Here is a 21,920-nt window from a genome sequence, read left to right on the forward strand (position 1 = left end):
TTCATGGGTCTCTCAGGTGGCGGGCTACAGGGTGGGAACGGCAGCGCGGTCCAGCACGCGGCGCGTGTGCCGCGCAATCATCAGGTTCTCGTCGGTGCGGATCACGCGCACCGTCACGCGCGACGCGGCGCCCGAGATCACCGGGCGGTTGGCGTCGTTCGCCGCGTCGTCGAGCGCCACGCCGAGCCACGCGGCCGCGCGACAGATGCGTTCGCGCACGCGCGGTGCGTTCTCGCCGATGCCGGCGGTGAAGACGAGCGTATCGAGGCCGCCCAGCACGCCGGCCAGCGCGCCGAGTTCGCGCGCGGCACGATAGGCGAACAGGTCGATCGCATGCGCGGCCGACGGCGCGTCGCTCGCGAGCAGTTCGCGCATGTCGCTCGAGATGCCCGACACGCCGAGCAGGCCGGACTTCTCGTAGATCAGGTGCTCGACGTCGTCGATCGACAATCCTTCGTGACGCAGCAGATACAGGATCGCGCCCGGGTCCAGCGAGCCGGTGCGCGTGCCCATCGGCAGACCGTCGACCGCCGTGAACCCCATCGTCGTCGCGACGCTCTTGCCGTGCTGGAGCGCGCACAGGCTCGCGCCGTTGCCGAGATGCGCGACGATCGTGCGCCGCTGCGCCCATGACGCGTCGATCCCGGCGAGCGCCGTCGTGATGAATTCGTACGACAGGCCGTGAAACCCGTAGCGGACGATCCCCAGCGCGGTCAGCGCGCGCGGCAGCGCGAACTCGCGCTCGAGCGCCGGGACCGTCGCATGGAACGCGGTATCGAAGCATGCGACCTGCGGCAGGTCCGGCGCGACCGCGCTGACCGCGCGGATCGCCTCCACGTGATGCGGCTGGTGCAGCGGCGCCAGCGGCGACAGTGCCGCGATCGCCGCGAGCACGTCGTCGTCGATCCTCACCGGTGCGGAAAAACGCGCGCCGCCGTGCACGACCCGATGCCCGACGCCGTCGAACGCGGCTTCCCGGCCGACATGCGCCGCGAACCATGCGTGCAGCGCTTCGATCGCGCCGTGGTGGCCCGGCTGCGCGACCGGACGGTCGGCCAGCGTGACGCCGTGCGCGTCCTTGACGACGAGATGGGGCGTGGTGTGCAGGCCATCGACCTGCCCGTGGACGCCCGCATCGAGCGAACCGTCTTCAAGCGTGTCGTAGACCGCGAATTTGAGGCTCGACGAGCCGGCATTCAGCACGAGAACGGGATGTCGCATCGTGGCGTCCTCACTGCGTGACCGGTTGCACGACGGGCTGTGCGACGGCTTGCTCGACAGGCTGCTCGACGGCTAGCTCGACAGGTTGCTCGACGGGTTGCGCGACGGCTTGCCCGACAGGCTGCGCGGCGTTCGCACGGGCGCCGGTCGGACGCGTCGCATGCGCGTAGAGCGCCGCAACCGCGCAGCTCGCCATCCGCGTGCGTTCGCTGTCGGCGCGGCTCGTCAGGATGATCGGCACGCGCGCGCCGAGCACGATGCCGGCCGCATCGGCGTTCGCGAGAAACGTCAACTCCTTCGCCAGCATGTTGCCGGCCTCCAGGTCGGGCGCGAGCAGGATGTCGGCATCGCCCGCGACGTCCGAGCCGAGATGCTTGACGCGCGCGGCCTCGGGGCTGATCGCGTTGTCGAGCGCGAGCGGGCCGTCGAGCGTCGCGCCCGTGATCTGGCCGCGCTCGGCCATCTTGCAGAGCGCCGCCGCGTCGAGCGTCGACGGCAGCTTCGAGCTGACCGTCTCGACCGCCGACAGGATCGCAACCTTCGGCCGGTCAACGCCGAGCGCCCGTGCAAGATCGATCGCGTTCTGCGCGATGTCCGCTTTCTGCTCGAGCGTCGGATGGATGTTGACCGCCGCGTCGGTAATGAACAGCGGCTTGCGATAGGTCGGCACGTCCATGATGAACACGTGGCTCAGACGCCGCTCGGTGCGGATGCCCGTGTCGGCGCGCACGACTTCCGCGAGGAGTTCGTCGGTATGCAGGCTGCCCTTCATCAGCGCGTCCGCGTTGCCCGTGCGCACCTGCTCGACGGCGAGCGCTGCCGCCGCGTGGCTGTGCGGCGCATCGACCAGCCGGTAGCCGGACAAGTCGATGCCGAGCGTCGCGGCAAGCGCCGTCATGCGCTCGACCGGGCCGACCAGCACGGGGACGATGATGCCGGCGCGCGCAGCGTCGACGGCCGCGCGCAACGACACGTCGTCGCACGGATGCGCTACCGCGACTGTCACCGGACGAAGCGTGCGGCAGCGTGCAATCAATGCATCGTATTTCTGATGCTGACGGGATTCGGACATCGGGAAGACCTCCGCGGTCGCGTGTACAGGGGATCAGGATGCGCAACAGAATGTGACGCATGCGTGACAACGCTCGCTTTCGGCAAACGAAGGACGGACATTGCACACGCAATGGATTCTTGCGGGAGATGTCGTCTGATCGCTTGATTCTCGTCAATCTTTTCAGGTGAAGTCCCGATAGCATCAATTTCGCCATGACGGCACGACGGCCGGCCGCCGCGATGTTTTTTCGGCGCCGCCCCGTGCGTCGCACCGCAACCGCGCGCCGGCGCAGCCCGGCGCCCCTCTCTGCCGGAAAGCCATGCACATTCGCGAGATCCGCTCGAAAATCGCCAGTACGTCGTCCACGCGCAAGATCACGCGGGCGATGGAAATGATGGCGCGCACCAAGATGGCGAACGCGCAGAAGCGTGCGCGCGATTTCCGGCCCTATGCGGCGAGGATCAAGGCGATGGTCGAGCGCGTGATCCGCGACCGGCCCGATCATGTGTCGGCGTTGATGGCGCGGCGCGAAACGGTGGGCCAACCGGTGCGCCGCGTCGGCCTGATCGTCGTCAGCACGGATCGCGGGCTGTGCGGCCCGCTTAATGCGCGGCTGCTCGTCCAGTGCATCGACGCGCTCGAGCGATGGGACGCAGCCGGCGTCGCATGCGAGCTGAGCGTGATCGGCGCGCGCGGCGTCGCGCCGCTGTCGCGCTACGGCGCGAACATCACCGCACGCGCCAGCAGCCTCGCCGGCGAGCCGCACTTCGACGCGCTGCTCGGTGCGTTGCTCGTTCCGCTGACCGCGTTCGTCAACGGCGAACTCGACGAGGTGCACGTCGGCTACAACCGGCTGACGAGCCCGCTGACCTACGAGCCGCAGATCGACAGGGTGCTGCCCGTCACGGGCTTCGACGGCGACGAGCCGGCCGATGGCGGCGTGTCGTCCGACTATCTGTACGAACCGGGGCCGAAGCCGGTGGTGGACACGCTCCTGCTGCGCTATGTGGAGGCCATGTTCTATCAGGCCGTCGTCGAGAACTACGCATGCGAGCAATGCGCACGGATGTTCAGCATGCAGACTGCGACGGAGAACGCCGACCGCATGCTGCGTGACCTCCGGCATCTGTACCAGAAGACCCGGCAGGCGCAGATCACCACCGAGCTGTGCGAGATCGTCGCTGGCGCGGCGGCCGTCTGAAGGAGCGCCACGTGGACACCTCGATGAAACTCGACATCCTCAGCGTCGAACAGGTGCTGTACTCCGGCGACGCCCACTTCGTCAGCGTCCCCGGCGAAAGCGGCGAGCTCGGAATCTGTCCGCGGCACGCGCCGCTGCTCACGCGGATCCGGCCCGGCGTCGTGACGCTCGTCGACGCGCCGACCGGCGAGCATCGCCGCATCCTCGTGGCGGGCGGCGTGCTGGAAGTGAGCCGCGACGGCGTCACGCTGATCGCCGATCACGCGCTGCGCACGCCGGAGCTGGATGCGCTGCGCGCCCGCGAAGCGCGGCATGCGGCGGACGACTGGCGGCGGCGCTACGCGCAGGAAAGCCGGCGCGCGTTCGACTTTGCGTCGGCACGCGCGGAGTTGATGGACGAGATCCGGCGCTTCTTCGCGCTGGCGATGCAGCAACGTTCATCCGGCGAGAAGCCGGGCGGAGCTGGCTAGGTGGAGCTGGCCAGGTATGGCCGGCAACAGCGGCCGGCCGGCGTAACCGTTCAGTCGCGCAGCTTGCGGAAACGCGGCGTGCCGTCTTCGAGGGTTTCGTTGAACATCGTTTCCGGCCGCACCCACAGCCCGCGCGCATGCGGCCAAAGATGCTCGTACACGACGAGCGATTCTTCCGTTTCGGAATGGCGGGCGACGCCGATCACGCGGTACAAGCCACCCTTGTAATGGCGGTGGGTCGCGAGTTGTTCGGCTTCCTGTTCGGTCATGATGCGCTCCTTCGGCGATTCAAAGAGCGCGTATTGTAAGCGCCGCGTCGCGGTCGCGCCGCGCGCGTCAGCGTTGCGAATAGATGTCCGGGCGGCGGATCTCCATCAAGCGCTCGGGGTTGGCCGGCGGTTCGAAGCCGACCGGGCGATACAACTCGTGCGCGTCGCTCGTCACCAGCATGATGCGGCGCAGGCCCTGAACCATGTCCTGCGCGAACACATGGTCGATCAACGCGCGGCCGTAGCCGTTGCCGCGTTCGTCCGGAAAGACGAACACGTCGCACAGGTACGCGAACGTCGCGTAATCGGTGACGAGCCGCGCGAACCCGACTTGTTTATCCGTGACGTATGCGCCGAAGCACAACGAATGCGCGATCGACCGGTCGAACACGTCGCGCGGGATGCCCTTCGACCAGTACGCGTCGCGATGCAGGAAGTCGTAGACCGCGTCGCAGTCGAGGTCGCGGTGATCGGTCGAGAAGCGCAGCGCGGCGGGAGCAGGGGCGGACACGTGGGTTCTCCGGGAGGGTGGCTCGGGCAACGACCTCGGGACGATACCGCGGTATGCACCCGGCCACAAGCGCATCAACCCGCTCATTCGCGCCTCCCTACTCACCTACTGCAGGAACCGATTCAACTCCACCGTCCCCGGCCGCTCGAAGATCTCCTCCGGCGTGCCGCTCTCCCACACCCTGCCCTGATGCATGAACACGATCTTGTCGCTCACGGCGCGCGCGAAGCGCATCTCGTGCGTGACCATGATCAGCGTCATGTCGTCTCGCGCGAGCTGCTCGACGACGCCCAGAACCTCGCCGACGAGTTCGGGATCGAGCGCCGACGTGATCTCGTCGCACCTCAGCGCACTCGGCTTCATCGCGAGCGCACGCGCGATCGCGACGCGCTGTTGCTGCCCGCCCGACAGCTGTTCCGGATACGCGTCGAACTTGTCGCCGAGGCCGACACGCAGACGATGACGGCGGCAGCGGCGATGCCGGCCGTCGCGGCGGGTTCTTCGCGAGGATCGCCGCCGCCCGCGCCGCGGCGGACGAGCTGACCCGCGCGCGCCGATTGATAACCCCCACGCATCAATCGTTCGGAAAAATGCACTTATCGCGGCCGCCGATCGGGACGAACATGTGCGCATCGTTCCGGCTCGCCCGGACGTCGTCCAACGAAATATCCGGAGACAACCCGATGTCACACCCCGTGGCCACCCCGGCCGGCTCGAAGGCCGCCGCCGTATTCCGCGTCACCGCCGGCAACTTCCTCGAGCAGTTCGACTTCTTCCTGTTCGGTTTCTATGCGACGCAGATCGCGTCGGTGTTCTTTCCGTCGAGCAGCGAGTTCGCGTCGCTGATGATGACCTTCGCGGTGTTCGGCGCGGGCTTCCTGATGCGCCCGCTCGGCGCGATCGTGCTCGGCGCGTATATCGACGAGGTCGGCCGCCGCAAGGGGTTGATCGTCACGCTGTCGATCATGGCGAGCGGCACGATCCTGATCGCGTTCGTGCCCGGTTACGCATCGATCGGCCTGCTCGCGCCGGCAGCCGTGCTCGCAGGGCGCCTGCTGCAGGGCTTCTCTGCCGGCGCGGAGCTGGGCGGCGTGTCCGTCTATCTCGCGGAAATGGCGACGCCCGGCAGGAAGGGTTTCTATACGAGCTGGCAATCGGCGAGCCAGCAGGTGTCGATCGTCGTCGCGGCCGCGCTCGGCTTCGCGCTGAACCAATGGCTGAGCGCCGCGCAGATCGCCGCGTGGGGCTGGCGCGTGCCGTTCCTCGTCGGCTGCCTGATCGTGCCGATGATCTTCATGCTGCGCCGTAACCTGCAGGAAACCGAGGAATACACGCAACGGCGCCATCGCCCGGCGATGCGCGAGGTGTTCGCGACGCTCGCACGCAACTGGGCGGTCGTGATCGGCGGCATGCTGCTCGTCGCGATGACGACGACGAGCTTCTACCTGATCACCGTCTACGCCCCGACGTTCGGCAAGACGGTGCTGCACCTGAGCACCGCGGATAGCCTGCTCGTCACGCTGTGCGTCGCCGTGTCGAACTTCGTGTGGCTGCCGATCGGCGGCACGCTGTCGGACCGTTTCGGCCGCCGCCCGGTGCTGCTCGCGATGACCGCGCTGAACGTGCTGACTGCGTATCCCGCGCTGTCGCTGCTCGCGCACGCGCCGAGCTTCGTCAACATGCTGCTCGTGCTGCTGTGGCTGTCGTTCATGTACGGCCTCTACAACGGCGCGATGGTCGCCGCGCTGACCGAGGTGATGCCCGCCGACGTGCGCGTCGCCGGCTTCTCGCTCGCGTACAGCCTCGCGACCGCCGTGTTCGGCGGCTTCACGCCCGCGATCTCGACCGCGCTGATCCATTCGACCGGCGACAAGGCCGCGCCAGGCTACTGGATGGGCTTCGCCGCCGCGTGTGCGTTCGGCGCGACGGTGATGCTGTACGGCCGCCGACGCGATACGCTGCGTGCCGCCTGACACACATTCCCCGCGGCGCGCCCCGTGCGTGCCGCGCCCCCTCCCGCTCATGGACTCCCGCACAATGCACGCCCGACTGCTCCTCCGCCGCGCGGCAAGCTGGCTCGCCGCCGCGACACTCGCCTCCGCCGCGCTCCCCGCCCACGCAGGCGATCTGCGCGTGATGATCTCCGGCGGCTTCACCGCCGCGTACCGGCAGCTCGGCCCCGGGTTCACGGCCGCGACCGGCGACACGCTCGACACGATTTCCGGCCCGTCGATGGGTCAGTCGAAGGAAGCGATTCCGAACCGCCTCGCCCGCGGCGAGAAGGCCGACGTGTTGATCATGGTCGGCTACGCGCTCGACAAGCTGATCCAGGAGGGCAAGGTGATCCCGGCGTCCCGTGTCGAGCTCGCCGATTCGCGGATCGGCATGGTCGTGCGCGCGGGCGCGCCGAAGCCCGACATCGGCACTGTCGACGGGCTGAAGGATGCGCTGCTGCGCGCGAAGTCGGTTGCGTACTCCGACAGCGCGAGCGGCGTCTACATCGAGAAGCAGATGTTCAGGAAGCTCGGCATCGAGGACGCGGTCAGGCCGAAGGCGTCGATGGTGCCGAAGATCCCGGTCGCGTCGGTCGTCGCGACCGGCGACTACGAGATCGGCTTCCAGCAAGTCAGCGAGCTGCTGCCCGTGCAGGGCGTCACGTACGTCGGCAAGGTGCCCGAGTCGGTGCAGTCCGTCACGCGCTTCGCGGGCGGCATTCCGGTCGGCGCCGAGCATCCGGAAGCGGCCAGGCAGCTGCTCGACTATCTCGCGTCGCCGCAGGCGCAGCCGGTCGTGCAGGCGACGGGGCTCGATTCGGTTCGCGGCACGCGCTGACCGGAAACCGGGATCGCGATACCGACCCGGCAGCGCGCCGGCCGATTCTGATCGCTGGGCCGCTTGCCGTCACGCATCGGCTCGCACGTCCCGCTCACCGCGAATCGACGATCCGCGCCCGACGACCGTCGCCCAGCACCTCGCGCAGCCGCGCACGATCGCAGCCCCGCTGCCAGATCGCAACGACGACCACCGCGCACGCATTGCTGATCACGCTCGTCAGCGCGCGCGCCTCCGACATGAAGCGGTCGATGCCCACCAGCAGCGCGACGCCCGCGACCGGCAGATCGGGCACTACGGCGAGCGTCGCGATCAGCGCGACGAGCCCGCTGCCCGATACGCCGGCCGCGCCCTTCGACGTGACCAGCATCACCGCGAGCAGCGTCGCGAGCTGCGCGGCGGACAGCGGCACGTCGAACGCCTGCGCGATGAACAGCGTCGCGAGCGTCAGGTAGATCGCGGTGCCGTCGAGATTGAACGAATAGCCGGCCGGCAGCACGAGCCCGACCACGCCCTTGTCGCAGCCGAGCGCCTCGAGCTTGACAAGCAGGCGCGGCAGCACGGGTTCCGTCGACGACGTCGCGAGCACGATCAGCAGTTCCTCGCGCAGATAGCGCAGCAGCCGCCACAGCGAAAAACCGTGCAGCCGCGCGAGCGGCGCGAGCACGAACGCGACGAACAGCGCGCACGCGAGATACATCGACACGATCAGCTTGCCGAGCGTGCCGAGCGATTCGACGCCGAAGCGCCCGACCGCGAACGCGATCGCGCCGAACGCGCCGAGCGGCGCGAGCCGCATCACGAGCGCGAGGATCCCGAACAGCACGCGCGCGACCCCTTCGACAAACGCATGCACGGCACCGTCACGCCCTTCCGTCGCCGCGAGCGCGAAACCAAACAGCAGCCCGACCAGCAGCACGGGCAGCACCTCGCCCGCCGCGAACGCGCCGACGAGCGTATCGGGAACGATCCGCAACAGGAACGCCGCGAGGCCTCGCACGGGCTCCTGCGCGTGCGCGACGAGCGCCGACGCGTCGGGCTGGCCGAGCCGGCTCGCGACGACATGCAGCCCGTCGCCCGGCCGCGCCGCATACGCGATGGCGAGGCCCGCGCCGAGCGCGGCCGCGGTCAGCGCATAGAACAGCGCGAGCGCGCCGACGATCGTGCGCCCGACGCGCGCGCCGTCGCCGACCGCGTTGATACCGGTCACGATCGTGCAGAACACGACCGGCGCGACCATCATCCGCACGAGCGCGACGAATGCGTCGCCGAGCGGCTTCAGCGCGACGCCGGCCGCCGGGAACAGATGCCCGACCGCGACGCCGAGCCCGATCCCGATCAACACCTGCACATACAGCAGCCGCAACGGCCGCGGCAGCGTCACGTACGGCCTCCGGCCTTTCGCCTGGCGGGCGCGGCCGGCTTGCGGTCCGCGACGACCGCGTTGAGGAATTCCTGCGCGGCCGGGGTCAGCGCGCGAGCGCGCCGCCGCACGATGCCGACGCGCCGCGTGACGACCGGATCGACGAGCGGCACGCTCGTCAGGATCGGATGCGTGGGCAGCGGCATCGCCATCGACGGCACGGCCGCGACGCCGAGCCCGGCCTCGACGAGCCCGAGCATCGTCGTGACGTGCCGCGTCTCGCACACGCTCGGCGTGCGCGGCGCGACGCCCGCCAGCGCCTGGTCGAGCAGCAGCCGGTTGCCGGACGTCTTGTCGACCGACACGTAGTCGTATTCGTACAGCTCGCTCCACGTCACGCGCTTTTTCGCGGCGAGCGGATGGTCGCGCCGGCACGCGGCGACGAAGCGTTCCTGCAGCAGCGTGCGAAACTCGACGCCCGGTTCCTGGCTGCCCATGAAGCTGACGCCGAAATCGGCCTCGCCGCTCACCACCGCGTCGAGCACCTCGTTCGCGCTCGCGTCGATCAGCTTGATGCGGATCTTCGGATAGCGGGCGCGATAGCGCGCGATCACGTTCGGCAGGAAGTAATACGCGACCGACGGCACGCACGCGATCGTCACGTGGCCGAGCCGGCTCGACGACACGTCGCGGATGCCGAGCAGCGCGACGTCGAGATCGTCGAGCACCTGCCCGGCGCTCGGCGCGAACGTGCGCCCGACCGTCGTCAGCGTGACGCTGCGCGTCGTACGCTCGAACAGCCGCACACCGAGCGCCTCCTCGAGCTTCTCGATGCGCCGGCTCAACGCCGGCTGGGAAATATGAATGGCGTCCGCCGCCTTGCGGAAGCTGCCGAGCTCGACCACGGCCCGGAATGCCTGCAAGTCGGTGAGATCGAAGTTGATGCCCACGCGCTGCCCGTATGCTGGTCTGATTGCCGATTGGTGCGGCTATTCTGGGGCCTGTGCGCAGATGCTGCAAATGCACGCGCCGGATCGCGCGCTCCCCCGCGATGTGGCGGCACGCAAGCTGACGAAGCGATTACAATCGCGGCCACACGGGCACCACACTCATGACCTACCGACTCATCGCGTTCGATTTCGACGGCACGCTCGCCGATTCCTTCGGCTGCTTTCGTGCGGCGCTGTCGGAGGCATCGCGCATGCACGGCTTCCGCGACGCCGACGACACCATGCTCGCCGTGATGCGCACGCTGTCCGCGCGCGACATCCTCCGCACACTCGACGTCCCGATGTGGAAGGTGCCGCAAGTGACGATCGACATGCGCCGCCTGATGCAGCAGCGCATCGCGCAAGTGACCTTGTTTCCGGGCGTCGTGGAAACCTTCTCGTCGCTCGCCGCGCGCGGCGTACGGATCGCCGTTGCGACATCCAACACCGAAGCGGTGGTGCGCGACCGGCTCGGCGCGCAAGCCTGCCGTCACGTCGACCATTTCGCGTGCGGCATCTCGCTGTTCGGCAAGGCGCGCCGCCTGCGCACGCTCGCACGCGACGCGGGCCTGCGCAGCGACGAGATGCTGTACGTCGGCGACGAGATTCGCGATGCGGACGCCGCACGCCGCGCGAATGTCGCGTTCCAGGGCGTTGCATGGGGCTACACCGCGCCCGACACGTTGCAGAAGCATTGCGCGAGGCCGCTGTTGACGCGTATTGACGCGCTGCCCGGCATCGTGTGACGCACTCGCGCCGCACGCGCGACGTCTTAAGTCCTAAGTACCGAGTGCTGAGTGCTGAGTGCTGAGTGCTGAGTGCTGAGTGCTGAGTGCTGAGTGCTGAGTGCTGAGTGCTGAGTGCTGAGTGCTGAGTGCTGCGTACTCGTGCTGCGTGCTGCGTGGCGCGTGGCGCGTGGTGCGTCGTTCGAGCTTCGTACTGCCGTGCGGTTGCGCAGACGCCCGCCGCACAAACGATGACAGTCGCCATCGCGCGCCCAAACGTCTTACCAAACGTTACACAAGCGACAGCGTCGTATCACCTGCGCACCAACCCCTCTCCTAGAATCGATCGGGCCGGTTACGCCTGCGATTGCCGCCGCGGCAGAGCGGCAGCCGAACCACCGGCCCGGGCCTGCGCCCGGTCTCTCGCACAGCGACGGATCACGTCATCCGTTTCCTCAACGAACCCGATCGAAAGGAGGTTCCATGAGCCGCTTTCCCAAAGCTACCCGCCTCGCCCTGTCTGCCGCCGGCCTTCTGCTGGCCGCCGTGACCGCCAACGCGCAGACCGCGCAACCGATGGAGCCTGCCAAGCCGGCCGCCGGCGAAACGCGCATCCACGAGGCTGATCAGGCCTTCATCACGGACGGTACAAAAGTCGTGTCGACGCAGCACGACGCGGCAAGAATTGCCGACTCGCGCACGTCGGACAGCCAGGTCAAGGCGTTCGCGCAACGCATCGCCACCGACGACGAGAAGATCATCCAGGCGATGCGCGCCGCGAGCCCGCGTGGCGTCGACGTGCCGCACAACGATCCGGACACCGCAGCGCTCGACAGCATCAAGAACCTGCGCGGTGCCGAATTCGACAAGGCCTATATCGAGCAGGTCGCGCTGAGCGGCGAACAGAAGGCAATCTCGGTGTTCCAGGCTGAAATCGCGTCGGGCCGCGACACGAAGCTGAAGGAAGTCGCACGCCAGTCGCTGCCGATCCTGCAGGCGCATTACGCGGAAGCGCAGAAGCTCGCGCAGCGTCATCACCTCGCATCGGCGCAGTAACTGCGTCGCCTCGCCGCCGTGTCGCGCATCGCGCGCGACGCGGCGGCGCGATGCGCTTACCTCGCCAGCTTCTCCAGCAACCTCGCCTTCACGTCCGGCCACTCGTCGTCGATGATGCTGAAGCGCACCGAATTGCGCTTGCGCCCGTCCGGCATGATCCGTTCGTGACGCACGGTCCCCTCCTCCTTCGCGCCCAGCCGCAGGATCGCCTCGCGCGACTTCTCGTTGAGCTCGTCGGTCGTGAACTGCACGCGCACGCATTGCAGCGTGTCGAACGCGTAGGTCAGCATCAGCCATTTCGCTTCCGTGTTCACGCGCGAGCGCTGCACCGATGCGCTCAGCCACGTATGGCCGATCTCGAGCTTGCGATTCGCGCGGTCGATTTTCCAGAAGCGCGTGCTGCCGACGATCCGGCCCGTCGCGCGCTCGACGATCACGTACGGCATCACGGTGCCCGTCGCGCGCCCCTGCAACGCATTGGCGACATACGCGTCGATCGTGTCGGGCCCCGGCACGACGGTGACCTTGAGGTTCCAGAGCTGCCCGTCGGCGGCAGCATCGAGCAGCGCCTGAGCGTGCGACGCCTGCAGCGGCAGCAGCTCGACGTGCGGGCCGGTCAGGGTCGGCTGCTCGGGTGGCGCGGCGGAAGATGACATGGCGGATTCCGTTGACGATGGCGAAGCCACCATCATACGGGGCCGCGCGTCAGCCGAGGTGCGCGGCAAGCTTGCGCCGGATCGCCTTCGCCTCATCCTGCAGCGCATCGGCGAATGCATCGACGAGCAGGCTCTTCGGCCGGTGCTCGGGCACGATCACGCTGACCCGGTACGGAAACGAACGCGTGAGCGGCCGGATATGCAGGTCGCGCCCCACGAAATCGAGCGCGGTCAGCGGATTGACGATCGCCGCGCCGAGCCCCTGCCGCACGAATGCGCACACCGACACGGCCGACGGCGTCTCGACCACCGAGCGCGGCGCAGCGCCGAGCTGCGCGAACGCTTCGTCGATCATGATCCGGTACGGATCGTTCAGCGACAGGCTGACGAACGGACGATCCGCGAGATTCTCGAGATCGAGCGCGTCCTTCGCCAGCAGCGGATGCCCGTCCGGCAGCACGCACACCTCGTCGGCCTCGAAGAGCGGCGTGAGCACGGTGCCGGCCGGCGCGACATCGTGCTCGGTCAGGCCGATGTCGTAGCGCTGCGCGGTGAGCCACTCCTCGAGCACCGGCGATTCCTGCGTCGCGACCGACACGCTGACGCCCGCGTGCGCCGCATGAAAACGCCGGCACGCGCCGGGCAGGATCGCGTGCGAGAACGCGGGCAGCGCGATCACCGACAGCTGGCCGTCGCGAAACTCGCGCAGCCGCGCGGCGGTCGCCGCGATGCGCTCGAGCCCCACATACGCGAGCCGCACGTCGTCGAACAGCGTGAGCGCGGCCATCGTCGGCCGCAGCCGCCCGTGCGCGCGCTCGAACAGCGCGAAGCCGACGATCTGCTCCATCCGGGCGAGCTCACGGCTGACGGTCGGCTGCGACGTATAGAGCATCTCGGCCGCGCGGGTCGCGCTGCCCGTGACCATCAGCGCGCGGAACACCTCGATGTGGCGGTGGGTCAGCGTAGCCATGTATATCCTAAATGAATGGAATATCGATAAGCCGGCATTTTACTGGATGACCGATCAGGCGCATCATGCCGACTATCCATTGCTTCGACCCGATCCGTTCATCATGTCCCTCGATCCCCGCCAGCTCGCGGCACTCGCGCAGCAATACGCCACCCCGCTGTGGGTGTACGACGCCGACGTCATCCGCGACCGCATCGCGCAACTGCGCCAGTTCGACGTGATCCGCTACGCGCAGAAAGCGTGTTCGAACATCCACATCCTGAAGCTGATGCGCGACGAGGGCGCGCTCGTCGACGCGGTGTCGCTCGGCGAAATCGAGCGCAGCCTCGCGGCGGGCTTCCGGCCAGACGGCGACCCGGCGGCCGGCGCTCCGGAAGGCGTCGTGTTCACCGCGGACCTGATCGACCGGCCGACGCTCGCGACGGTGCTGAAGCACGGTGTGACGGTGAACGCGGGCTCGCTCGACATGCTCGCGCGCGTCGGTGAAGCGGCGCCCGGCCATCGCGTGTGGCTGCGCATCAACCCCGGCTTCGGCCACGGCCACAGCAACAAGACCAACACCGGCGGCCCGCAGAGCAAGCACGGGATCTGGATCGGCGACGTGCCGCGCGCGATCGAGATCGTGCGCCAGTACGGGCTCGATCTGGTCGGCATTCACATGCATATCGGCTCGGGCGTCGACTACGGCCACCTGTCGCAGGTGTGCGACGCGATGGTCGACCTCGTCACGTCGCTCGCCCACGACATCGAGGCAATTTCGGCGGGCGGCGGGCTGTCGATTCCGTACCGGAAAGACGAGCCGCGCGTCGACGTCGATCACTACTTCCGCCAGTGGGACGCCGCGCGCAAGCGGATCGAGCAGCATCTCGGCCACGCGGTGCGCATCGAGATCGAGCCGGGCCGCTTCCTCGTCGCCGAAGCGGGCACGCTCGTCACCGAGGTGCAGGCGGTGAACCGCCGCCCGAAGCACGACTTCGTGCTGATCGACGCGGGCTTCAACGACCTGATGCGCCCGGCGATGTACGGCAGCTATCACGGCGTCACGGTGCACACGCACGACGGCGCGGCGCCCGAGGGCCGGCCGCGCGTCGATATGGCGATTGCGGGGCCGCTGTGCGAATCCGGCGACGTGTTCACGCAGGATGCGGGCGGCGTGGTCACGCACCGCCATCTGCCGCAGCCGCAGATCGGCGACCTGCTGTTCCTGCACGACGCGGGCGCGTACGGCTCGTCGATGTCATCGAACTACAACAGCCGGCCGCTCGCGCCGGAAGTGCTCGTCGATCGCGGCGAGCCGCGGCTGATCCGCCGCCGGCAGACGATCGACGAACTGCTCGCGCTCGAGACGTTCGCTTAACGTCCACTCGCCCACTCGCCCGTTCGCGCGCTCGCGCGATACCGGAAGCGGCCAGACTTGCCGATCATGGCAAGCCTGGCCGTTTTGCTTTCCGGCGTGATGCCGCGCCGCCATCGCGGGCAACCAGCCGTGTCACCCCGTAGCACCAGATGCTTTGCATCGCGTGCAACCGCAGCAGATCACTTGTGCCACCCTCAGACGCGAGAGAAAAATCTTCCACGCAACGCAGAAAGTCCGTGCGTTTTTGGAAACACTTTCCCTTTTGACAAAACTAAGATTGCCCTCAGTCGTTCAGCATTCGTGGTCGCCGGACACGCATCGACGATGCATCCGGTCTACAACACTCACAAGCCGCACGGGCAATCATGAACAGCATGCTTGAACTCTTCGCCGCGCACCGACACACGTTCGACACGAATGGTGCACGGCCTGTCACGCAGTCCGCCGCGCGCGATCGCTTTGCGACGCGCATCCCGGTTCGCGCTCGCCGCGCGTCGCCGCTGTCTGCCGTCACCGCTTTCCCGCTCTTCGACGCCACGCGCCGACACCTGCGCCAGCCGCTGCGTCGGCCCGCACCCGCGCGCGACCGCACACCGTAACGCGCAGCGGCGTGCGGCCGTGCCGCCGCTTGCCGCCTTCGTTTCCTGCGCCGTGCATCGCGCGGCATGAACCCCGCCCACGGCGACGCAGCCCGTCGCCGCGGACGCGCACACCCTGATTTTTTCGACCTGAATTTTTTACAACCACCCTGGAGACAACCATGAAACGCATCGCCCCGACGCTCAAGCAAGGATTCGCCGCCGCACTGCTCTGCATGGCCGCCGCCACGTCGCACGCGGCGGACCTGCTCGACACCGTCAAGCAGGCCGGCGTGCTGAAGATCGCGCTCGAAGGCACGTACCCGCCGTTCGACTATCGCAATGCCGAAGGCCAGCTCGAAGGCTTTGACGTCGACGTCGCGAAGGCCGTCGCCGCGCGTCTCGGCGTGAAGCCGCAATTCGTCACGACCGAATGGAGCGGGATTCTCGCCGGCCTGCAGGCCGGCAAGTTCGACGTGATCGTCAACCAGGTCGCGATCACGCCGTCGCGCAAGCAGGCGCTCGACTTCAGCCAGCCGTACGTGTATTCGTCCGCGCAACTGCTGCAACGGCAGAACGACACGCGCGCGTTCAAGTCGCTCGACGAGCTGAAGGGCAAGAAGGTGGGCGTGACGATGGGCAGCAACTACGTCGACCTCGTGAAGACCGTGCCCGCGATCGATCTGCAGGTGTATCCCGGCACGCCGGAGAACCTGCGCGACCTCGCGGCCGGCCGTATCGACGCGGCGGTCAACGATCGCCTGATGCTCAGCTACCTGATCAAGAACTCGCACCTGCCGTTGCGTCCCGGCTCCGTGCTGCCGGGCGGCGAGGACCAGATGGGCATCCCGTTCCGCAAGGGTAATCCGAAGTTCGCGAAAGCGATCGACGACGCGATCGCGTCGCTGCAGCAGGACGGCACGCTGAAGAAGATCTCGATGCAATGGTTCGGCACGGACACGTCGAAGCCGGTCACGCAATAACGCAATCCGCCCCGAGGCCGCGCGCCCGATCGCGCGGCCCGTCCGGCACACAATCAGGAGACACGTGATGGAAGCATTCGATCTGGTCGTTCATACCCTGCCCGTGATGGTGAAAGGCGCGGTCCTCACGCTGAAGTTCGCGGTGGCGTCGATGGTGCTCGGCCTCGTCGTCGGGCTCGTGATCGCGATCATGCGCATCGGCAGCAACCGGTTCGCCTCCGGCCTCGCACAGGGCTACGTCAGCGTGATGCGCGGCACGCCGCTGCTCGTGCAGATGTTCGTCGTCTACTACGGGCTGCCCGATCTCGGCCTCACGCTCGATCCGACGACGGCTGGCATCTTCACGCTGACGCTTAACGCCGCCGCGTATCTGTCGGAAAGCATGCGCGGCGCGATCCTCGGCATCGGCCGCGGGCAATGGGCCGCCGCGCACAGCCTCGGCCTCACGCACGTGCAGACGCTGCGCTACGTCGTCTGCCCGCAGGCGCTGCGCCTTGCGGTGCCGAGCCTCGGCAACACGCTGATCAGCCTGATCAAGGACACGTCGCTCGTCTCCGTAATCACCGTGACGGAACTGCTTCGCTCGACGCAGGAAGTGATCGCCGCGACGTTCCAGCCGCTGCCGCTCTATCTCGCGGCCGCCGCGATCTACTGGGTGCTGAGCACGCTGCTCACGCGGCTGCAGGGCCGCGTCGAGACCCGCCTCGCGCTGCCGTCCGCGCATTGAGCGCATGCCGTTCGATCAACACGACATGGATAAAGGACAACACATGATTACGCTCGACAACGTGTCCAAGTGGTACGGCAAGCATCAGGTCCTCGCGGATTGCAGCGCGGCCGTCTCGAAAGGCGAAGTGGTCGTCGTGTGCGGGCCGTCGGGCTCGGGCAAGTCGACGCTGATCAAGACGATCAACGGCCTCGAGCCGTTCCAGAAAGGCAGCATCACCGTCGACGGCACGCGGCTCGGCGATCCGGCCGTGAAGCTCGCGCAATTGCGCGCCCGCGTCGGCATGGTGTTCCAGCACTTCGAGCTGTTTCCGCATCTGTCGATCACCGAGAACCTGACGCTCGCGCAGATCAAGGTGCTCGGCCGCCGCAAGGACGAAGCGACCGAGAACGGTCTGAAGCTGCTCGACCGCGTCGGCCTGAAGGCGCACGCGCACAAGTTTCCGGGGCAACTGTCCGGCGGGCAACAGCAGCGCGTCGCGATCGCACGCGCGCTGTCGATGAACCCGGTCGCGATGCTGTTCGACGAGCCGACCTCCGCGCTCGATCCCGAGATGATCAACGAAGTGCTCGACGTGATGGTCGAGCTCGCGCGCGACGGCATGACGATGGTGTGCGTCACGCACGAGATGGGCTTTGCGCGCAAGGTCGCGCACCGCGTGATCTTCATGGACCAGGGCGCGGTGGTCGAGGACGCGGCCAGCGACGCGTTCTTTGCCGCGCCGCGCTCCGACCGCGCACGCGACTTCCTCGACAAGATCCTGCACTGACTCCCGGCGGCGGCCTTGTGCCGCCGCTTTGAACCGGCTTCGAACCTGTTTGAACCCGCTTTGAATCCGCGTTAAACCGATTCACCGACGACTCAAGGACGACATCTTGACTCTCCTGCATTCGACCGACACCGTTCTCGCCCACGAAGGGCGCGCGAACAGCCAGCCCGGCTCGCCCGTGAACCCGCCCGTCTACCGGCAATCGACGCTGCTCTTTCACGGCACCGATGCGCTCGACGCCGTGCGCGGCACGCCGCTTGCGTACGGCCGCCACGGCAGCCCCACCACGCGCGCGCTCGAGAAGGCGCTCGCCCGCCTCGAAGGCGCACACGCCGCGCTGCTGACGCCGAGCGGGCTCAGCGCGATCACGACCGCGCTGCTCGCGGTGCTGAACCCCGGCGACCATCTGCTGATGACCGATTCCGCGTACGATCCGACCCGTTCGTTCTGCGATGAAACGCTTGTGCGCCTTGGCATCGAGACCACGTACTACGATCCGGCGATCGGCGCGGACATCGCTTCGCTGATGCGGCCGAACACGCGCGCGGTGTTCACCGAATCGCCGGGCTCGCTGACTTTCGAGGTGCAGGACATTCCGGCGATCAGCCGCGTCGCGCACCGGCACGGCGCGGTCGTGCTGCTCGACAACACGTGGGGCACGCCACTGAATTTCCGTTCGTTCGCGCATGGCGTCGACGTGTCGATCCACGCGGCGACGAAGTACATCGCCGGGCATTCGGACGTGCTGATGGGCGCGATCCTGACGACCGAAGCACTGGCGCCGAAGGTCACGCGCTTCTACCGGCAACTCGGGATGACCGTCAGCGGCGACGACGCTTATCTCGCGCTGCGCGGCCTGCGCACGCTGTCGGTGCGGCTCGAGCGGCACCAGCGCAACGCGCACGCGCTGACGGAATGGCTCGCGAAGCAGCCGGAAGTCGCGCAGATCCTCTATCCGGCGCGGCCGGGCGATGCCGGCCATGCAATCTGGCAGCGCGATTTCACGGGCGCGTGCGGGCTGTTCGGCGTGGTGCTGCATCCGCAGCCCGACGACGCGGTGCGCGCGATGCTCGACGGGATGACGTGCTTCGGCATGGGCTACAGCTGGGGCGGCTTCGAGAGCCTGATCATTCCGTCCAATCCTTCGCGCAACCGCACCGCGACGCGCTGGTCGGCGCAGGGGCCGCTGCTGCGGATCCACGCGGGCCTCGAGCATCCCGACGACATGATCGCCGACCTCGATGCGGGCTTCGCGAGAATGCGCGCCGCCGCGCTCGCGCAAGCAGTCGCCTGACGTGCAACGAGGCGGCGCGCGCGTCGCCTCTGCTCTTTTTTCGACGTTCGACCTCAACCACTGGAGTGACAACCATGAAAGACACGCTGTTCATCCTGCGCCCGGGATTTTTCAAGGATTCCGAAGGACCGTTCTACTGCGGCGACTCCGTATCCGTCGAAGGCCTGCTGAGCTTCTATCCGCAATTGCGCGACGCAGTCGATGTCGAATATATCGACGCGCCGCGGCCGCGCCAGCCGATCGTCGCGCTGATCGGCGAGGACAACCAGTCGGCGCCGGTGCTCGTGCTCGGCGCCGCGCAAACGCCGAAGGACGAAGCGATTGCGGTGAAGGAACACAACGGAATGCGCTTCATCGATGCGCCGGCCGATATCCGGCGGTACCTGTCGTCGCAGTATGGGGTAGCGCATGTCGCGTGAGATCGCGTCGCGCTGACAGAAGACGACACGCCATCACGGAATTCACGAACCGCAAGGTTCGTTGATTCCGTGACGGCCGGACCAGCATTCGCATCGCGTCGCGCTGTGCGATGGTCCTGGGCACCAATACGACGCAGCATTGCACAAGCCGCTTTCTACGCGGCTTTTTGCGTTTCTACCGTCGCCGCTACGCGCTAGCAGCAACCATTCCTCAGTGGCTCACTGCCTGAGGAAATCGCGGCAATGACATACGCCTGCCCGCTCCAACGCAACCAAATTCGGGCTGGAGCTACGACTTTGTGCACGACCGGTTTGTGGACGGGCGGACGTTGAAGATGCTCTGCGCGATCGATGAATTCACAAGTCGAAGGCCATGTTGCGAACTACATGGCTCGGCCATCCCCATCGTCGCTTGGCTGATAACCCGGGTGAGTCGGAGAAAACGCGGCATTGCAACAGTTGTTCACACATTGCGGACAGTAGGTCGTATCCGGATTCAACCCGGAGGCGTGGCATTTCAAGAGTGAAGAAATTTCGTCAGGGTCTTTGATGGAGATGCACTCCATCTCAAAAAAAACGCCCGAGCCGACGCGTATACAGCAACGATCAACGAGTTACCTGGAGGGTTGGGCCGCTGGCTTCGCATGGTTGAGCTCCTCGCTTGACGACTCATTAGGGGAACCAAGTCTGGCTCACTACTACGTCGCATGCTCATTGAGAGTGCCGACAAGTTATTTATAAACTAAGCTATGCACACTATCTAAAAACCATCTCATCCAAAAATTTTAAGCAACTAGTGCTTGTAGAGCGACCTCGCATCGCGAGTCGCGGCTTCCGTATATCGCCAGCGCTTCGACGTATCCGCAGATGCAGGGGCGCAAACGTTCGGCTAATTTTCCTGGATGGAGCTTTCGATGTCCAAACTACCGAGTACCGATTGGGGTCAAATTCGAGACGTTCTTGCGGCCGCGCTGAATTTTTGCGAGCGAATGGAGGCACTTGGCTATTCCGAGAATTCGCGGACGCGATCAGCTCTTGTGAATGGGACGAATGTGTCCGTTTTCGAGGTTGTAACGAGCGCCTGGACGCTTGCCGAAGCGACGCGCTACACCGTAATACGGTCACGACACGATGCGAACAACGATCTGCCCTATGTACCAGAAGCTGCACGCATCCTAGCTGCCGCTTCAAGTGTTTGCGCGGAACTCGTTCATAGCGGCAGCAAGGTAGAGGCGAATTTTGCGATAGAACGTCTCAAGACGTGGCTCAACACCGAAGGGGTCGAGGCATTGAAGACGACGCTCGGCGCACCCTCACCCTGAATCGTCGCAATAAACTGCGGATTCAACCGATCGATACATCTGCTGAGCGATTTCATCAATGCGTTGCATCGACCAGTTGAATCCGCAGCCGTATTCGGGCGCACGTTTGTCGGGCTCGGCCCTGACGGTCACCATTTGCGTATCCATACGCCGGACGACCAAGCGCCGCTCGCATCACCCCGCCCTGCGCACCGGCATCCCTCGCGAGAAATACTTCGCCCCCGCCACACACCCGACGACGATCGCGGTCACCGCGATCATCGACGCCGGCACCGTCTCGTGCAGCAGCCCCGCAGCCAGCACGAAGCCGAAGAACGGTTGCAGCAACTGCAGCTGGCCGACGCCCGCGATGCCGCCCAGCGCGAGCCCGCGATACCAGAACACGAAGCCGATCAGCATGCTGAACAGCGACACGTAAGCGAGCCCCCAAAGGGCGGCGGCGTCGACGCCGTCGAACGACGCGGGCGCCGTGGCCCATGCAAGCGGCAGCATCACCGGCAACGACAGCACGAGCGCCCATGAAATCACCTGCCAGCCGCCGAGGTGGCGTGACAGTCGCGCGCCTTCCGCATAGCCGAGGCCGCACGCGACGATCGCAGCGAGCATCAGCGCATCGCCGACCGGCGACGCCTCGCCGCCGTTGCGCAACGCGAACGCGGCAACCGCGCCGCTGCCGACGAGCGAGAAGATCCAGAACGGCAGCCGCGGCCGCTCGCCGCCGCGCCACACGCCGAACAGCGCGGTTGCAAGCGGCAGCAGCCCGACGAACACGATCGCGTGCGCGGACGTCACGTGCTCGAGCGCCAGCGCCGTCAGCAACGGAAAACCGACCACGACCCCGAGTGCGACGACCACCAGCGACACGGCTTCGGCACGCGTCGGCCGCTTCTGCTTCAGCGCGACGACCAGGAGCAGCGCGAGCGCGCCGGCGATCGTCGCGCGCGCGAACGTCAGGAACATCGGATCGAGGCCCTGCACGGCAACCCGCGTCGCGGGCAGCGAGCCGCTGAAGATAATCACGCCCAGCAAGCCGCTGAGCCATCCGTCGGTGGTCTTTTGCATCGGATTTCCGGATTGAAAGGGGATACCCGATGATCCGCCGCCGGCCAAAAGCGCGTAAGCTACAGCGCAATACAATTCCGACAAACTGTACT

Annotated in this window: 23 protein-coding genes and 2 pseudogenes; 14 read left to right on the forward strand and 11 right to left on the reverse strand. The window is 67.0% G+C overall.

What is annotated here, in order from left to right; translation table 11 throughout:
* Positions 1–24: 24 nt before the first annotated feature.
* Complete coding sequence (locus ACV22Z_RS02490; protein ID WP_448074731.1) at positions 25–1,221, reverse strand: acetate/propionate family kinase; 1,197 nt, start codon at positions 1,219–1,221, stop codon at positions 25–27.
* A gap of 10 nt (positions 1,222–1,231) precedes the next feature.
* Entirely contained in the window at positions 1,232–2,293 is a 1,062-nt protein-coding gene (locus ACV22Z_RS02495; protein WP_448074732.1) for a phosphate acetyltransferase, read from the reverse strand.
* A gap of 301 nt (positions 2,294–2,594) precedes the next feature.
* Here ACV22Z_RS02495 and atpG point away from each other — a divergent pair, with 301 nt between their 5' ends.
* Together atpG and atpC are read left to right on the forward strand one after the other, a co-directional pair.
* Positions 2,595–3,476, forward strand: coding sequence for an ATP synthase F1 subunit gamma (gene atpG / locus ACV22Z_RS02500; RefSeq protein WP_448074733.1), 882 nt, complete (start codon positions 2,595–2,597; stop codon positions 3,474–3,476).
* A gap of 11 nt (positions 3,477–3,487) precedes the next feature.
* Positions 3,488–3,946, forward strand: a complete 459-nt coding sequence (atpC, locus tag ACV22Z_RS02505; protein ID WP_448074734.1) for an ATP synthase F1 subunit epsilon — start codon at positions 3,488–3,490, stop codon at positions 3,944–3,946.
* 50 nt (positions 3,947–3,996) lie between these two features.
* On the opposite strand, the gene ACV22Z_RS02510 is transcribed toward atpC, so the two are convergent.
* From ACV22Z_RS02510 to ACV22Z_RS02520, 3 genes and pseudogenes are all read right to left on the reverse strand, one after another.
* A complete protein-coding gene (locus ACV22Z_RS02510) occupies positions 3,997–4,215 on the reverse strand; it encodes a DUF1653 domain-containing protein (protein ID WP_448074735.1) in 219 nt (72 codons plus the stop codon).
* A 67-nt stretch (positions 4,216–4,282) separates the two neighbouring features.
* A complete protein-coding gene (locus ACV22Z_RS02515) occupies positions 4,283–4,726 on the reverse strand; it encodes a GNAT family N-acetyltransferase (RefSeq protein ID WP_448074736.1) in 444 nt (147 codons plus the stop codon).
* A 105-nt stretch (positions 4,727–4,831) separates the two neighbouring features.
* Positions 4,832–5,179 (reverse strand): annotated as a pseudogene (locus ACV22Z_RS02520) (ATP-binding cassette domain-containing protein); the annotation flags it as partial.
* Between the two features lie 230 nt (positions 5,180–5,409).
* On the opposite strand from ACV22Z_RS02520, the gene tcuC reads away from it, so the two are divergent.
* Together tcuC and ACV22Z_RS02530 are read left to right on the forward strand one after the other, a co-directional pair.
* On the forward strand, positions 5,410–6,699 hold the full coding sequence (gene tcuC / locus ACV22Z_RS02525) for a tricarballylate/proton symporter TcuC (protein WP_448074737.1): 1,290 nt from the start codon (positions 5,410–5,412) through the stop codon (positions 6,697–6,699).
* A gap of 64 nt (positions 6,700–6,763) precedes the next feature.
* Positions 6,764–7,558 (forward strand): substrate-binding domain-containing protein, encoded by a 795-nt coding sequence (locus tag ACV22Z_RS02530; RefSeq protein ID WP_448074738.1) that lies wholly within the window; start codon positions 6,764–6,766, stop codon positions 7,556–7,558.
* 94 nt (positions 7,559–7,652) lie between these two features.
* Here the strand turns inward: ACV22Z_RS02530 and dctA are convergent, their stop codons facing one another.
* Positions 7,653–8,942: a C4-dicarboxylate transporter DctA gene (gene dctA / locus ACV22Z_RS02535; protein WP_448074739.1), complete on the reverse strand. Its 1,290-nt coding sequence runs from the start codon at positions 8,940–8,942 to the stop codon at positions 7,653–7,655.
* Positions 8,939–9,871, reverse strand: a complete 933-nt coding sequence (locus ACV22Z_RS02540) for a LysR substrate-binding domain-containing protein (protein WP_448074740.1) — start codon at positions 9,869–9,871, stop codon at positions 8,939–8,941. The genes dctA and ACV22Z_RS02540 overlap by 4 nt, the downstream gene beginning before the upstream one ends.
* 161 nt (positions 9,872–10,032) lie before the next feature.
* Here ACV22Z_RS02540 and ACV22Z_RS02545 point away from each other — a divergent pair, with 161 nt between their 5' ends.
* Complete coding sequence (locus tag ACV22Z_RS02545; protein WP_448074741.1) at positions 10,033–10,656, forward strand: HAD hydrolase-like protein; 624 nt, start codon at positions 10,033–10,035, stop codon at positions 10,654–10,656.
* Between the two features lie 462 nt (positions 10,657–11,118).
* Positions 11,119–11,691 (forward strand): DUF4142 domain-containing protein, encoded by a 573-nt coding sequence (locus ACV22Z_RS02550; RefSeq protein ID WP_448074742.1) that lies wholly within the window; start codon positions 11,119–11,121, stop codon positions 11,689–11,691.
* Between the two features lie 56 nt (positions 11,692–11,747).
* On the opposite strand, the gene ACV22Z_RS02555 is transcribed toward ACV22Z_RS02550, so the two are convergent.
* Complete coding sequence (locus ACV22Z_RS02555) at positions 11,748–12,347, reverse strand: GNAT family N-acetyltransferase (protein ID WP_448074743.1); 600 nt, start codon at positions 12,345–12,347, stop codon at positions 11,748–11,750.
* Positions 12,348–12,396: 49 nt separating this feature from the next.
* Complete coding sequence (locus ACV22Z_RS02560) at positions 12,397–13,317, reverse strand: LysR family transcriptional regulator (protein WP_448074744.1); 921 nt, start codon at positions 13,315–13,317, stop codon at positions 12,397–12,399.
* Between the two features lie 103 nt (positions 13,318–13,420).
* Here ACV22Z_RS02560 and lysA point away from each other — a divergent pair, with 103 nt between their 5' ends.
* The 8 genes and pseudogenes from lysA to ACV22Z_RS02600 all read left to right on the forward strand — a co-directional run bounded on the left by lysA (position 13,421) and on the right by ACV22Z_RS02600 (position 20,766).
* Positions 13,421–14,674 (forward strand): diaminopimelate decarboxylase, encoded by a 1,254-nt coding sequence (gene lysA, locus ACV22Z_RS02565; RefSeq protein ID WP_448074745.1) that lies wholly within the window; start codon positions 13,421–13,423, stop codon positions 14,672–14,674.
* 760 nt (positions 14,675–15,434) lie between these two features.
* The gene (locus ACV22Z_RS02570; RefSeq protein WP_448074746.1) at positions 15,435–16,235 is read left to right on the forward strand and encodes a transporter substrate-binding domain-containing protein; all 801 of its coding nucleotides are present in this window, start codon (positions 15,435–15,437) and stop codon (positions 16,233–16,235) included.
* A 67-nt stretch (positions 16,236–16,302) separates the two neighbouring features.
* Positions 16,303–16,962 (forward strand): amino acid ABC transporter permease, encoded by a 660-nt coding sequence (locus ACV22Z_RS02575; protein WP_448074747.1) that lies wholly within the window; start codon positions 16,303–16,305, stop codon positions 16,960–16,962.
* Between the two features lie 43 nt (positions 16,963–17,005).
* Positions 17,006–17,731 carry an amino acid ABC transporter ATP-binding protein gene (locus ACV22Z_RS02580; protein WP_448074748.1) on the forward strand — a complete coding sequence of 242 codons (726 nt, stop codon included), beginning with the start codon at positions 17,006–17,008 and terminating at the stop codon, positions 17,729–17,731.
* A 106-nt stretch (positions 17,732–17,837) separates the two neighbouring features.
* Positions 17,838–19,025: a cystathionine beta-lyase gene (metC, locus tag ACV22Z_RS02585; RefSeq protein ID WP_448074749.1), complete on the forward strand. Its 1,188-nt coding sequence runs from the start codon at positions 17,838–17,840 to the stop codon at positions 19,023–19,025.
* Between the two features lie 74 nt (positions 19,026–19,099).
* Entirely contained in the window at positions 19,100–19,444 is a 345-nt protein-coding gene (locus ACV22Z_RS02590) for a DUF3088 domain-containing protein (protein WP_448074750.1), read from the forward strand.
* Between the two features lie 239 nt (positions 19,445–19,683).
* Positions 19,684–19,842: pseudogene (locus ACV22Z_RS02595) on the forward strand (IS3-like element ISBcen23 family transposase); the annotation flags it as partial.
* 516 nt (positions 19,843–20,358) lie between these two features.
* On the forward strand, positions 20,359–20,766 hold the full coding sequence (locus tag ACV22Z_RS02600; RefSeq protein ID WP_448074751.1) for a hypothetical protein: 408 nt from the start codon (positions 20,359–20,361) through the stop codon (positions 20,764–20,766).
* Here the strand turns inward: ACV22Z_RS02600 and ACV22Z_RS02605 are convergent.
* Together ACV22Z_RS02605 and ACV22Z_RS02610 are read right to left on the reverse strand one after the other, a co-directional pair.
* Complete coding sequence (locus ACV22Z_RS02605) at positions 20,758–20,901, reverse strand: hypothetical protein (RefSeq protein ID WP_448074752.1); 144 nt, start codon at positions 20,899–20,901, stop codon at positions 20,758–20,760. The genes ACV22Z_RS02600 and ACV22Z_RS02605 overlap by 9 nt on opposite strands.
* A 39-nt stretch (positions 20,902–20,940) precedes the next feature.
* Positions 20,941–21,828, reverse strand: coding sequence for a DMT family transporter (locus ACV22Z_RS02610; protein ID WP_448074753.1), 888 nt, complete (start codon positions 21,826–21,828; stop codon positions 20,941–20,943).
* Between the last annotated feature and the right edge of the window lie 92 nt (positions 21,829–21,920).

It is taken from the genome of Burkholderia sp. PU8-34 (assembly GCF_053427725.1).

Bases quoted from the DNA above. Each gene is read 5' to 3' on its own strand.
- ACV22Z_RS02490 (WP_448074731.1), bottom strand. From the start codon at position 1,221: ATGCGACATCCCGTTCTCGTGCTGAATGCCGGCTCGTCGAGCCTCAAA.
- ACV22Z_RS02495 (WP_448074732.1), bottom strand. From the start codon at position 2,293: ATGTCCGAATCCCGTCAGCATCAGAAATACGATGCATTGATTGCACGC.
- atpG (WP_448074733.1), top strand. From the start codon at position 2,595: ATGCACATTCGCGAGATCCGCTCGAAAATCGCCAGTACGTCGTCCACG.
- ACV22Z_RS02510 (WP_448074735.1), bottom strand. From the start codon at position 4,215: ATGACCGAACAGGAAGCCGAACAACTCGCGACCCACCGCCATTACAAG.
- tcuC (WP_448074737.1), top strand. From the start codon at position 5,410: ATGTCACACCCCGTGGCCACCCCGGCCGGCTCGAAGGCCGCCGCCGTA.
- ACV22Z_RS02530 (WP_448074738.1), top strand. From the start codon at position 6,764: ATGCACGCCCGACTGCTCCTCCGCCGCGCGGCAAGCTGGCTCGCCGCC.
- ACV22Z_RS02545 (WP_448074741.1), top strand. From the start codon at position 10,033: ATGACCTACCGACTCATCGCGTTCGATTTCGACGGCACGCTCGCCGAT.
- ACV22Z_RS02550 (WP_448074742.1), top strand. From the start codon at position 11,119: ATGAGCCGCTTTCCCAAAGCTACCCGCCTCGCCCTGTCTGCCGCCGGC.
- ACV22Z_RS02555 (WP_448074743.1), bottom strand. From the start codon at position 12,347: ATGTCATCTTCCGCCGCGCCACCCGAGCAGCCGACCCTGACCGGCCCG.
- ACV22Z_RS02560 (WP_448074744.1), bottom strand. From the start codon at position 13,317: ATGGCTACGCTGACCCACCGCCACATCGAGGTGTTCCGCGCGCTGATG.
- lysA (WP_448074745.1), top strand. From the start codon at position 13,421: ATGTCCCTCGATCCCCGCCAGCTCGCGGCACTCGCGCAGCAATACGCC.
- ACV22Z_RS02570 (WP_448074746.1), top strand. From the start codon at position 15,435: ATGAAACGCATCGCCCCGACGCTCAAGCAAGGATTCGCCGCCGCACTG.
- ACV22Z_RS02575 (WP_448074747.1), top strand. From the start codon at position 16,303: ATGGAAGCATTCGATCTGGTCGTTCATACCCTGCCCGTGATGGTGAAA.
- ACV22Z_RS02580 (WP_448074748.1), top strand. From the start codon at position 17,006: ATGATTACGCTCGACAACGTGTCCAAGTGGTACGGCAAGCATCAGGTC.
- ACV22Z_RS02590 (WP_448074750.1), top strand. From the start codon at position 19,100: ATGAAAGACACGCTGTTCATCCTGCGCCCGGGATTTTTCAAGGATTCC.
- ACV22Z_RS02600 (WP_448074751.1), top strand. From the start codon at position 20,359: ATGTCCAAACTACCGAGTACCGATTGGGGTCAAATTCGAGACGTTCTT.
- ACV22Z_RS02605 (WP_448074752.1), bottom strand. From the start codon at position 20,901: ATGGTGACCGTCAGGGCCGAGCCCGACAAACGTGCGCCCGAATACGGC.
- ACV22Z_RS02610 (WP_448074753.1), bottom strand. From the start codon at position 21,828: ATGCAAAAGACCACCGACGGATGGCTCAGCGGCTTGCTGGGCGTGATT.